This window comes from Psychrobacter immobilis (assembly GCF_904846185.1).
Lineage (GTDB): Bacteria > Pseudomonadota > Gammaproteobacteria > Pseudomonadales > Moraxellaceae > Psychrobacter > Psychrobacter immobilis_B.
On sequence record NZ_CAJGZQ010000026.1, the window covers coordinates 20,327 to 32,773 of the forward strand.

At 42.9% G+C, this 12,447-nt stretch carries 11 protein-coding genes; 10 read left to right on the forward strand and 1 reads right to left on the reverse strand.

What is annotated here, in order from left to right; all coding sequences use genetic code 11:
- Positions 1-40 precede the first annotated feature (40 nt).
- The 9 genes from JMW94_RS12595 to JMW94_RS12635 all read left to right on the forward strand — a co-directional run bounded on the left by JMW94_RS12595 (position 41) and on the right by JMW94_RS12635 (position 10,210).
- Positions 41-478, forward strand: a complete 438-nt coding sequence (locus tag JMW94_RS12595) for a BLUF domain-containing protein (protein ID WP_193008609.1) — start codon at positions 41-43, stop codon at positions 476-478.
- A 430-nt stretch (positions 479-908) separates the two neighbouring features.
- The gene (locus JMW94_RS12600) at positions 909-1,232 is read left to right on the forward strand and encodes an H-NS family nucleoid-associated regulatory protein (RefSeq protein WP_045453321.1); all 324 of its coding nucleotides are present in this window, start codon (positions 909-911) and stop codon (positions 1,230-1,232) included.
- A gap of 346 nt (positions 1,233-1,578) precedes the next feature.
- Positions 1,579-2,406, forward strand: coding sequence for a type II secretion system protein N (gspN, locus tag JMW94_RS12605; RefSeq protein ID WP_201604635.1), 828 nt, complete (start codon positions 1,579-1,581; stop codon positions 2,404-2,406).
- Entirely contained in the window at positions 2,407-3,303 is an 897-nt protein-coding gene (locus JMW94_RS12610) for a type II secretion system protein N (protein WP_201604636.1), read from the forward strand.
- A 201-nt stretch (positions 3,304-3,504) separates the two neighbouring features.
- Complete coding sequence (gene gspD / locus JMW94_RS12615) at positions 3,505-5,751, forward strand: type II secretion system secretin GspD (RefSeq protein WP_201502757.1); 2,247 nt, start codon at positions 3,505-3,507, stop codon at positions 5,749-5,751.
- 237 nt (positions 5,752-5,988) lie between these two features.
- Complete coding sequence (locus JMW94_RS12620) at positions 5,989-6,177, forward strand: hypothetical protein (RefSeq protein ID WP_201604637.1); 189 nt, start codon at positions 5,989-5,991, stop codon at positions 6,175-6,177.
- Between the two features lie 187 nt (positions 6,178-6,364).
- On the forward strand, positions 6,365-7,351 hold the full coding sequence (locus tag JMW94_RS12625) for a TatD family hydrolase (protein ID WP_227685517.1): 987 nt from the start codon (positions 6,365-6,367) through the stop codon (positions 7,349-7,351).
- A gap of 168 nt (positions 7,352-7,519) precedes the next feature.
- Positions 7,520-8,371: a ThiF family adenylyltransferase gene (locus JMW94_RS12630; RefSeq protein ID WP_227685520.1), complete on the forward strand. Its 852-nt coding sequence runs from the start codon at positions 7,520-7,522 to the stop codon at positions 8,369-8,371.
- A 21-nt stretch (positions 8,372-8,392) separates the two neighbouring features.
- The gene (locus JMW94_RS12635; protein WP_227685518.1) at positions 8,393-10,210 is read left to right on the forward strand and encodes a GAF domain-containing hybrid sensor histidine kinase/response regulator; all 1,818 of its coding nucleotides are present in this window, start codon (positions 8,393-8,395) and stop codon (positions 10,208-10,210) included.
- Positions 10,211-10,514: 304 nt separating this feature from the next.
- Here JMW94_RS12635 and efp read toward each other — a convergent pair whose 3' ends face one another.
- Positions 10,515-11,090, reverse strand: coding sequence for an elongation factor P (gene efp, locus JMW94_RS12640; RefSeq protein WP_055124654.1), 576 nt, complete (start codon positions 11,088-11,090; stop codon positions 10,515-10,517).
- Positions 11,091-11,257: 167 nt separating this feature from the next.
- Between efp and epmB the strand changes: the two genes are divergently transcribed.
- Positions 11,258-12,265, forward strand: coding sequence for an EF-P beta-lysylation protein EpmB (epmB, locus tag JMW94_RS12645; RefSeq protein ID WP_201604640.1), 1,008 nt, complete (start codon positions 11,258-11,260; stop codon positions 12,263-12,265).
- The last annotated feature ends 182 nt before the right edge of the window (positions 12,266-12,447 follow it).

The following is a 12,447-nucleotide window of genomic DNA, read 5'->3' on the forward strand; positions in this document are numbered from 1 at the left end:
AAGAACCATCACAACCATGACATTTTACAAGAGATAAGATATGACATCAGCAATGGAAGATGCACACATTTTGATGAGCATGACATACGCTAGCCGTGCCAACCCAGATGTATCGGCCAACGACTTCAACGAAATCTTGCAGCAAGCACAAGTAAATAATGCCGCCAATGGCATCACTGGTATGCTGACGTTTAATAAAGATTATTTTTTGCAAACCATTGAAGGGCCAAGAGCAGAGATCAATCGTCTGTTATATAGTTTAATTACTGATCCGCGTCATCATGACTTACAGGTTATTGAAACACGTGAGTTAAAGCATCGAGCATGGTCTAAATGGTCCATGAATTATGCTTCACCGACTGAAAAAAATGCGGCGATTTATTTAAAATATTCGACAACGATTGATTTTAATCCCTATTTATTGAGCGCCGAAGCAGCCTATAATTTGATGAATGAGCTTAGCGATCAGCATGATTAATCAATGGCATTTTTGACTAATCGGTAGGTATATATGGAAACAATCGGTTGCTATTTTTAATGGATTTATGTTTGCTGAGTTATTCGTTTAACCGTTTTTAGGACATTGTTTATAGAGACTGGTTTTATCTTAAAATTAATAACTGTTTATGAATAACTATTAAATAAATAGTGGTTTTTCATTTACCCGATTTTACTATTCACTGACTTTTGTTATAGTAGATATAATAATCTACTGTTGTGATAGCAAGGTTTTTTGTTTATATTATCTACGCCATTAGCTATTGTGGCTAACAATATTTTATTTGGTTGAAAAAATATCGATTTGTGACATTCATCGTTGTATTTAATGATGAATACGTCATTCTTAGTTCTTAATAGTGAATAATATCTATTAAGGTTATATTTTTTATCTTACAGTTGGATTTATTATGAGCAAAAATACCGCCATTGATTTAGAAAACCTGAACGTTGATGAGCTACGTGCCATCACTGAAAATGCTCAGCAGCTTATTGCCAAAAAACAACATCAGCGTTTGTATGACGCTTATATGCAGTTTGAGAAAATTGCAGAAGATAGCAATGCCTCTATCGAAGAGATTCTAAAAGCTGGTGAAACGCTAGAGAAAAAACGCAGCATCAAGTATCGCAATACTGACAACAACGAAGAAACGTGGACTGGTCGTGGTCGCAAGCCAACGTGGTTGGTTGAAGCGCTAGCAGCAGGTCGTAGTATCGAAGATTTTGCTATCTAGATAGTGTAGTGGCTAACAGGATGATGTCGGTTTAGATTTAGCAAGGTACAATTTTTATTAAAGGCTATTTAAAATAAGCGCTCGTCTAAATAAGAGCTTGTTTAAATAAGTCCTGTTTTAAAAAAGCGCCATGTTACATCTACTCTGATCATTGGGCTTGTTTCTTATGATTTGTGTGCAATGATAGCGTTTGATCGTGATAGTCCTTTCGTCTTAGAAGCTGATAAAAGCCAGTATCTTTATTGCCATTATGTTGGTAAAAAGATACTGGCTTTTTTTCTGTCATCTGTATGCCATTGTTTGTTATGATAATGACGTTTTTGTCTTATATAAGAGTTATGCAACCGTGCCCCAAGTATCTGCGTCGTCTCATAAGCGCCCTCGTAAGCTGTGGTGGCTGGTTGGGTTTGTATTATTTGCATTATTTGCTGTGTTGCAAATGCCAGCGGCGTGGCTGCTTGAAAAGTATGCTCCCGAAGCGCCTTATGTACAGCATGTGTCGGGTAATTTATGGCAAGGCTCCGTTATCTGGCAGATGCCTTTAGCAGCGACACCGCTCACAGGTACGGCAGAATGGTCGTGGCATCCATGGCATTTGTTATTGGGTAAGATAAGTGCAGAGGTCGATATCAATTCAGCACAAACTCGCCTCAATGGACAAGTAAAGATAGGCAGCAACTCATGGCAAGTGGATAATATGAGCGGCAAGGTAGCACCTGAGACGTTGGCAAGTTTGGTTGATTGGCAATTGCCCAATACACCGATTCAGGTCAATAATGTTTCGCTTAGCCGTCAGTCTGGCTCAAGTGCCGCCGCAGAAAATGCTTCAACAAAAAATTCATCTGGTTTTAGTCAAGCCGATGGTCAGTTGACATGGGTCGGCGGTGAGATAGGTTATCCTAGCGGTGGCAAGGTTTTTTATCTGACCATGCCTGCGATGCGTGCTGAGCTAAGTGCCGAGCAAAAAAACAATAAAAACCTGCTCCATATCAATTTATTAAACAATCAAGATAAGCGCTTGGGCGACTTATATATCGATGGCGATAATATGTTGGATGTCAGTTTGACGCAGCGTTTATTAGAAAGTATGCCTGAGTATAAAGGGCAAGCACCCCAAGATACGCCAGTTGTCAGTGTGCGTCAGCCGTTGCTAAATGGGCTGGGGACACGCTAGATGATGAATGTTTCTACAACTTTAAAACCTGTGCTTAACTCCCTTAATCGATTCTCAGGTTGGGTATTATTATTGGCTGTTGCTTGGTTATGTTGGACAGCGGCTCGATTACTATGGTTGTTGCTCGCCGCACCATTGGCACCGATGCTGCCACCAGCGCCTTTGCAAAACACATCGGCATCTGGCAAGGACTATAGTGGATTATTTGCTATTTTTGCAGACCCTGATCCTATTGCAGCAGCAGTGCAGCCACCGCCCAATGTCAATCTAAAAGGCGTTCTGTTAGCAATGCCAGAGAGCATGTCCTCGGCACTACTGGATATCAATGGTGAAGTGAAAAACTATCGAATCGGTGATGCGCTAAAAGACAGTGGCTATACCCTTGTCGCTGTCGACTGGAACTCGGTTGTCATCGCTGATGCTAGCGACAAGCAAACCGTCATTAGCATGCCAGCCGCGATGCCGTTAGACCAAAGTGACATGATCGCAGGTGCCGTGAGTAATCAGCGCTTGCCAGATAACAGCATGTTGCCGAACGCCCCTCAGCCTACACAAAATACTGAGGAGGCGTCCGCTGCGACAGGCAGTGACAGTAGCCCCCAGTCTGCTATCGATGAGGCGGTCACAGAATTGCAAGAAAACCCCGCCAGTTATTTGAGTAGGATGGGGGTTATGGCAGCAGGGGAAAGCTATCAAGTGACGCCTGCAATGCCAGAAAAGCTGCGTAATCGACTAGGGCTTGAGCCAGGTGATAAAGTACTAACGGTTAATGGTCAAAGCGTGGGTAGTAATCCTGCCCAAGATGCTAGTGTGCTACAACAGGTACAGCAATCAGGTGAGGCGCAAATAGAGGTACAACGCGGCGATCAAGTCATTACCATTCGTCAGCAGTTTTAAGCATAATAAATGGGTGAGAACTCTTATTTTAGGCAAATAAGTTTTAAGCAAATAAGTTTTAAGCAAATAAGTATTTAGATAGTGCCACTTAAATAATGCCATTGTGGGCAGAATGTTAAGTGAGCAAAGCAATCATTGAGCACCTTAGCACACAATAAATCCAGTACATACTAAGCGACATCACTGTAGGTAATCATCAATATGGTAAGTTTTCATAATTTTTCAGTCACGCCTCTGTACCATGTTTTGCAGCGCCTGATGCGCCTGTGTCGTCCTCTTTGCCTCGCCGTACCATTATGGGCTGCCAGTACGGGTCTTGCGAGTGCTGAGAGCTGGAAAGTCAACTTACAAGATGCCGATATCAAAGCCTTTATTAATGAGGTGGCAACCATCACTGACCAAAACTTTGTCCTTGATCCACGTATCAATGGCAATGTGACGGTGATTTCTAACAAAGCCTTGTCGCGTGACGAAATATATCAGCTGTTTTTGAGTGTGATGCAAGTCAATGGTATTGCAGCGATTGACTCGGGAACGACCATTAAATTGGTGCCAGATAATGTCGCCAAACAATCTGGTGTGGCTGTTGATTTACGTGGTGACAGTGTTGGTGAGGCATTAGCTACTCGTGTTATTTATTTAACCAATACCCAAGCTGCAGAAGTGCTGGGTGTCATCCGTCCGCTTATGCCTCAATCAGCTCATGCCGCTGCCGTGCCTGGTGTCAATGCCTTGGTATTGTCCGATCGTGCCGATAGTCTTAATCAGCTGACGTCGCTTATCCGCGATTTAGATAGCAACGTCAATGACAGTTTGCAAGTGATACCACTACGTCACGTCGATGCTGAACGTATGATGGAATTGATTAGCGCCTTGGTTGCAAGTGCTGGTAGCGGGCAAGCACAAGGTGGTAACAACCAGCTTAAAGTTATCGCTGATACCTCTAGCGATAGATTGTTGGTGAAAGGCAGTCCGGAGATGATTGCTAAAGTCAAAGAGATGGTCAATCAATTGGACACCACGCCTACAAGGCGTTTGAGTGGTCTGCGCGTCTTTCGATTAAAATACGCCAGTGCAGGTCATATTGCAGATATGCTACGTGGATTGCTCGCCAATCAATCTATTAATAGCGCTGGAGCAACGTCCTCGTTAGAGTCGGCATCATTGAACGATTCCAGTAGCACGGGTGCTACCTTGACTAATGAGTCTAGCACTAACACGACTAACAACGCGTCGACCTCAGCGACCTCTGGTGCCAATTCGAGTAGTACTGGTACAGGTGTTGGCGGGCGACCTTTTAGTATTATCGCTGATGAAACCCAAAATGCCGTTATCGTTAATGCGGCACCTGAGCTGATGTTTGAGATTGAAGATGCGGTCAATCAGTTGGACAGTCGCCGCGCGCAAGTATTGATTCAAGCGGCTATTGTAGAAGTGTCAGGTGATGATGCGACCCAGCTTGGTGTGCAATGGGCGCTTGGCAATGCCAATAGCGGCTACGGAGTCGTAAACTTCAATAACGTAGGCGCGAGTGCTACAGCACTTGCTGCCGCGGCGTTGGGTGGCGGTGCCGCCAGTATCAGTGCAGCAGCAGGCTCGATAGCTGGTGCTTTGATTGGTATTGGTGATAGCAGCAAAGACAGTCAGGGAAACACCCAGTTTTATGGGGCTATCTTGCAAGCACTTGATTCTTCTACCAGTGCCAATCTGCTGTCTATGCCATCAATTTTGACATTGGACAACGAAAAAGCCAGTATTTTAGTGGGTCAAAACGTGCCTTTTGTGACAGGTTCCTTTACCACCAGTGGCAACGATTCTAGCAACCCCTTTCAAACCATTGATCGTCAGGATATTGGTATCAACCTAAATGTCATTCCTCATATTGGCGACAATGGCACCGTACGCTTGGAAGTCTCACAAGAAGTCTCATCCGTCGTGCCTGGTAGCACTGGAAATGCTACTGGTTTGGTGACCAATAAAAGCCTCATCAATACGACGATTCTGGCTGATGATCAGCAGACCATTGCTCTTGGTGGCTTGATGCGTGAAAACAGCACCACGCGCCAACAAAAAGTCCCTGGCTTGGGTAATGTGCCAGTCATTGGTCGACTATTCCGCTCTGACAATGACACGACGCAAAAAAGCAACTTAATCATATTTTTACAGCCAACCATTTTACGTGATGGCAGGGCAGTCGCCAGTGTCACCGAACGCAAATTTAACCAAATGCGCGTCCTACAATTGGTCATTGATAAAAACGGTACCATCAAACAGCTGCCATTGAGCGGTACGGAAGGTTGGAATGGCGATGTTAGTGCAGATTATGAATTGATGCCGCTCAATCCCCTTGTTCCTAAGCGCGATCAGACACCAAAGTCTCAGTCTCAAGGTTTTACCAAAGTAGACAGTCCTAATAATGGTATGACAACTTACCCTTTAAACCGTTAAGAACTCAAAAAAGCGCTTTATTAATGATAGGTTAATAAAGCGCTCGCCTCCTATTCTTATAGCATTTAGAGACATGGTGTACTAAATAAACTACGCCGTACATTAGCTTGCGTATTCATAACACAGATAAACATAGCAGTTTTTATATCGCAGTATACTAATGAGTAATTGAGTAGTAAGTATGAACACTTGCTGATAAATATTGCAGATGATGATATAAAGGTAGGGGTGGAAGCAATGACAAGTCATAGAAATGCTAAAAAGTGGTTTTTATTAGCAGTCGTTGCCACCGCCTTATTGGTGATTCCTCGGCGTAGCAGTCGACAAGCTGATACCAGAGCGTTAGATGAGCACAATGTATCAGATGAGCACTCAGATGGGCACAATGCAAAAGCCAATCATGATAATACTAATAGGGCGTGTTGAAGGTCTCTTTACTTATCAAAAGCTCTTTTGTTGATTGGCATTTTTTAACTGTCGAAATCATTTTAAATAAAGTTGCCATTCTAAAGTGTTCATTGATGTGGTTATTGCTACAAAATGACAAATAATGTCTATTGAATGACAAATCACGGAACGCCTCGCTGAAAACTATTAATTTTGGAGTCTATCAATGACCCCTATCGCTTCACCTAAGATGCTCAAACAGCCTTTACCTACTATTTATCCTCTCATTGACACGCATACTCATTTTGATGCCCCAATATTTGATGATGATAGAGAAATACTGACGCAGCAGGCTCACAATCAGGGAGTACGCCATCTGGTATTAGTGGGTTATCTATATCAGCATTTTGAGCGGATGTATGAGACTGAGCGCCTGTTAAATACGCTGTCATTACCTACGACAGCCAATGTCGATAGACAAAAAGTGTCAAATTTTAGTAGCCATATTGCGGTCGGTTTGCATCCTTTTTATATTAAACAACATACGGACGATCATCTAACCGCTATGGCAAAAAGGATTACTGATAAACGCCCATTAGCAATCGGCGAGATTGGTTTAGACACCTTTACTGAGGCGATGAAAGTGCCTGACATATTTGCCAAACAAGTACGATTTTTTAAGGCACAATTGGACATGGCGGTGACTCATCAGCTGCCAGTGATGCTGCATATTCGTAAAGCCCATGCAGAAGCATTGGCCATACTAAAAGCGCATGACTACGATGCGCACAAACTTGGCGGTATCGCGCATAGTTTTAGTGGTGGGACGCAAGAAGCCAAAGCATTTGTTAAGTTGGGATTTAAGCTTGGGGTTACCGGTCAAATCACTAATCCCAATGCTAAGAAACTGCGCCGCGCCATTCAAGCAGCGGTTGATAGCTATGGCGTTGAATGTTTGGTGATAGAAACGGATTGCCCTGATATGACGCCTATCATGTGCCAAATATCTGACCATGATTCATCAGTGCCAAATCAAAACTCAGACAGTGCACGGAGGAGTACAGCCGTACATAATAGAAATGTACCTGCCAACTTACCATGGGTATTGCTAAGCTTGAGTGAGTTGCTCAATGTACCACCCGCCAGTCTTACTAAGCAATTGTGGCACAACAGTTGCAGTGCTTTGCAAACAAAATGGGATTATCCGTCGTAGTAGTGCCACATATTTTAATCACTGACGGCTTATTGTATGGCTAGCCATTGATATGATAGTGAATGATATAGCCGTGAATAAAGAAATTGACGTAATATAAGCGCCACCAAAATAATTTAAAAGAGCATTTAATCTGTTATGAGTGAAATACAACCATTTGAGCAAACAATGACAGAATCCATTGGCACCGAAGACGTTACAAAGACAGAAAAGCTTAGCGAAGACAATGTGCAATATGAACGCCGTTTTCAAGGTACGCGCACTCTTTATGGTACGGCAGCTGTCACTACTTTTGCCGATGCGCATGTATACGTTATTGGCGTCGGAGGTGTTGGTTCTTGGGCAGCTGAGGCTTTGGCAAGAACGGCAGTGGGCACTATTACGTTGATCGATTTGGACGTTTTGGTTGCGTCCAATGTCAATCGGCAGTTGCCTGCACTAGACAGCACCTTTGGTGAGAGTAAAATTGCAGCGATGGCCACCCGTATTCGTGAAATTAATCCTAAAGTAACGCTAAACTTGATCGATGATTTTTTAACTGTAGAAAACGTCGCCACTTTATTGCCAAGTCGCGATGAAGCAAAAGCCGCTATCGCTCAAGGCAGACCTATGGTTATTTTGGACTGCGTAGATGATATGAATGCCAAGCTTGCCATCGCGCTACATTGTCGTTTTAATAAATTAAAACTGGTTTGTGCAGGCGGCGCAGGCGGTAAGATAGACCCTAGTCAGATTAGGGTGAGCGACTTGCGTGACAGTTACCAAGATCCTTTACTTGCCAAATTACGCAATAAGCTGCGCCACGAAAAAGGCATTAATAGTACACTAAAAGAAAAGTTCGGGATCAAATGTGTCTACTCTACAGAGCCACCGCGTGTAGATAAGAGTTGTCAGACAGGCGGTTTGCAGTGTGGTGGTTACGGCTCAGCAGTAGTGGTCACATCGGTGGTTGCGATGATTATGGTGAGTGAAGCATTACAATTATTAATAAAACAGGCGGGCATCAAGCCGAGCGTCTGATCTTATTTAATGGAGTCTATCTTGTCTATATTGAACTCACCTAAACACAGCTACCCAGTAGCGGCAGATGAAGTAGAACGCATCAATAAGCTTAGGAAGTATCAGGTGCTCAACGACAATGATGAGCCTGCATTTAAGCGTCTAATTGATCTGGCAAAGCTATTTTTTGATGTACCAGTTGTGACCATTACTTTCATGGATGAAGAAACACAGTATCTAAAATCTGTCCAAGGACTGGGCGGTGTTTGCCGAACGACGCGTGAAGTGGCTATTTGCAATTATACCGTGCTCTCTAACGACGTCTTTGTAGTACCGGACTTAACCAAAGACAGTCGCTTTAGCCACAATCCCCTAGTGACAGAATCGCCATACCTACAGTTCTATGCTGGTGCGCCAATTATCTTGCATGAGGACAATAAAAGCTATCGTTTGGGCTCGCTGTGTGTGATGGATATGAAGCCCAATCATGACTTTGATGAGCAAAAAGCAAAGGTGTTGGCTCAATTTGCGATGATGGCGGCAGATGCCTTGCAGCTACAGGATAAGCAGTGTGATGCCAAACATGCCAATGAGATGAAATCAGACTTTTTAGCCAATATGAGTCATGAAATCCGCACACCGATGAATGGCATTATTGGTATGGTGGAGATGCTCGGTGAGACCAAACTTAGCAGTGAACAACAAGAATACGTGGACAATATCAAAGTTTCCAACGAGCATTTGATGGCGATCATTAACGGGATTTTAGATTTATCGAAAGTAGAATCTGGGAAAATGACCATTGATTCTATTCCTGTCAACTTATCCGCATTATGTAATGAGGTGGTCAGCCTCTTTGCTGTCAAAGCACGTCAGCGAGGGCTCATTTTAGACTACCATTATACTGAGTCGTTATCGCCCTATGTACAAGGCGATCCGGTACGCCTCAAACAAATTTTAGCAAACCTTGTTAATAATGCGATTAAATTTACTCGTGAGGGCGGGCGAGTCACTATTGATGTCAAACATGTACCCAATTGTCATTGTGATGGTTTTGACAATGACAGCGCTGACCAATATCGCGCTCAAGGCATTTCAGCAAGTGATCTCAGCAAAATAACGGCTCAAGAAGCTATCAGTAATACCATCTATCATGAAGTCATGACCCTATGCATTGAAGTCACCGATACGGGTGTCGGCATCAAAGCTGAGTCATTGGATGCGATATTTGATGCTTATGACCAAGCAAATAAATTCACCCACCGTCTTTATGGTGGCACAGGTCTAGGACTCTCGGTTTGTAAGTCTTTGGTTGATTTGATGGGCGGTTATATCGATGTGGATAGCGAAGTGGGTGTGGGCACTACGTTCAGTGTTTTATTGCCGCTACCGACTATTGATGAAAACCAGTATGAGATGTGGCAAGATTCAAATGACTTTACGATGATTGAGCCGACCCATGAGCGTGCTGGTCATATATTGTTGGTTGAAGACGATACCGTCAATGCCATTATCGCTAAAAAAGCCCTGAATAATAGTGGTCATACGGTCACGCATGTCACTGATGGGCAGCAGGCTATTGAGATTTTTGCGCTCTCACCTGAGCGTTATGATGTCATTTTAATGGATCATCACATGCCTATTCTAGATGGTGTACAGGCCACTATTAAATTGCATGAACTCTATGATCCTCAATCATTACCACCTATTATTGCGTTGACCGCCAATGCAATGGATGGTGAGCGCGAAAAGTATTTAAAAGTTGGGATGCAAGATTACTGTACCAAGCCTTTTAAACAAGAGCAGTTGAATGCATTGGTACAATATTGGCTGATACAGAAACATTCATCAGCAGAGTAGTGGTTTGGTAGGTATTTATAGAAGGTTATTTATCATCGCTGTCATCAATAGCGACAGTTCATCCACTATAAAAAACCACAGCGTTAACCTTGTTTGACATACTTCATATGAATTTTACTCGGTTGTTTTGGAATACTTTTCAATCAAATTAACTACAGAGACAATATTAAAAAAATATTTATAAATAAAAAAAGCTGAACCGCTTTATCAGTGGTTCAGCTTTTTTGTGGAATAACAGCTAGAGGCTAACTGTTAAGTTCTATTATGTAAGTTCTATTATGTCGAGCGCTATAACTTTTACATACTATTGGCTAACGCGAGTTTGATAGTCACCTGTGCGAGTATCAACACGTACGATTTCTTCTTGTTGTACAAATAATGGCACACGGACGACAGCACCTGTCTCTAACTTGGCAGGTTTGCCGCCACCACCTGAAGTATCACCACGCACACCAGGATCTGTTTCAGTGATTTGCAACTCAACAAAGTTAGGCGGTGTTACTGAAAGAGGAGCACCGTTGAATAAAGTGATGGTACATAGTGCATTGCTGTTTTCTTTTAGCCACTTTATTGAATCGCCCATCGCTGTTTTGTCCGCTTGAATCTGCTCAAAACTTTCAGGGTGCATGAAATGCCAAAACTCACCATCGTTATATAGATAGTTCATTTCAGTGTCCATGACATCAGCAGCTTCTAAGCTATCGCCTGACTTAAAGGTTTGTTCCAATACTTTGCCACTACGAAGGTTGCGCAATTTAACACGGTTAAAGGCTTGACCTTTACCTGGTTTGACAAACTCGTTTTCAAGAATGGCACAAGGGTTGCCATCGAGCATGACTTTTAGACCAGCTTTAAATTCATTAGTAGAAAAACTTGCCACAAGAAACTCCTAGGGGTTATAAATAGGGTGATAGATAAGGGGATGAATAGCTTGCTGCGTTAAAATCGCTTATTACGCTAAGTGTTTAAAGGATAGGTCGTATGCTTTGATAGGCTACGCACTAAGCGCGTATAATAGCGACTTTTGGGCACAGGTATTAGGTTGTCATGATAAACCATTTAATCACACAAAAAAACTGGCAAACGCAATTATCCGAGGCCATTACCTCTATCGATGAGCTGTTAAGTATCCTAAAGCTAGAATCATTGCGGGCAGAGGTTTATGTACCTAAGCATTTTGAGCTGCGCGTACCACGTGGATTTGTGGCAAAAATGAGTATCGGCGATAGCAATGATCCTTTACTGAGACAAGTATTGCCTGATCAGCGCGAGCAAATCAAGGTAACGGGCTATGTGGCAGATCCCTTGAGCGAGAATACGCAAAACCCAGTCAAGGGTATGCTGCATAAGTACCAATCCAGAGTATTATTGACCGTGACAGGTGCTTGTGCCATTCATTGTCGTTACTGTTTCCGTCAGCATTTTGACTATAGTGCCAATATGCCGACGGCTGATGCCAAAGAAAATATCATTGATTACATTACCGCACACCCTGAGATCAATGAGGTGATTTTGAGTGGTGGTGATCCACTGAATGTGACAAATAGACGCCTGTTTGCTTGGCTAGATACTTTAGAGTCACTTCCGCAATTGACCACCATTCGCTTACATACGCGCTTGCCATTGGTCATTCCAGCACGTTTGGATGATGCGTTATTGACCAGACTGTCTCAAAGTCGCTGTCATATTGTGATGGTCATCCACTGTAATCATGCCAATGAAATCGATGCCTTAACAGCAGAGCATCTGCAACGTGCTCGAGCGGCTGGCATCACTTTATTGAATCAAGCGGTGCTATTAAAAGGCATCAATGATAGCGTTGCTGTTCAAATGCAATTAAGTCAGCGTTTGTTTTCATGTGGGGTACTGCCTTATTATCTACATGTATTAGACAAAGTTGCTGGTGCCGCACATTTCGATAATGATGAGCGCTTCGCAATTAAGCTGTATTGGTCATTGTTGGCAGCACTCCCTGGTTATTTGGTACCCAAGCTAGTGAGAGAGCTACCAAATAAACCTTTCAAAGTACCGATTGATATTTACAATGATCGTTAATATAGGCACTATGGTATATTGAAAAATTAGTGAACAAAGCGTGGTTTTTAGAAGATAGGCGTGCGGTTAGATGATGCTATAGAAATTAATCGTTACTAAAAATGGGTGCTGTCGATTTTGATGGTTGCTGCTGATTTGTATCTTTTATCTTGTATTGTTGCATACGGCATGGTTGAATATTT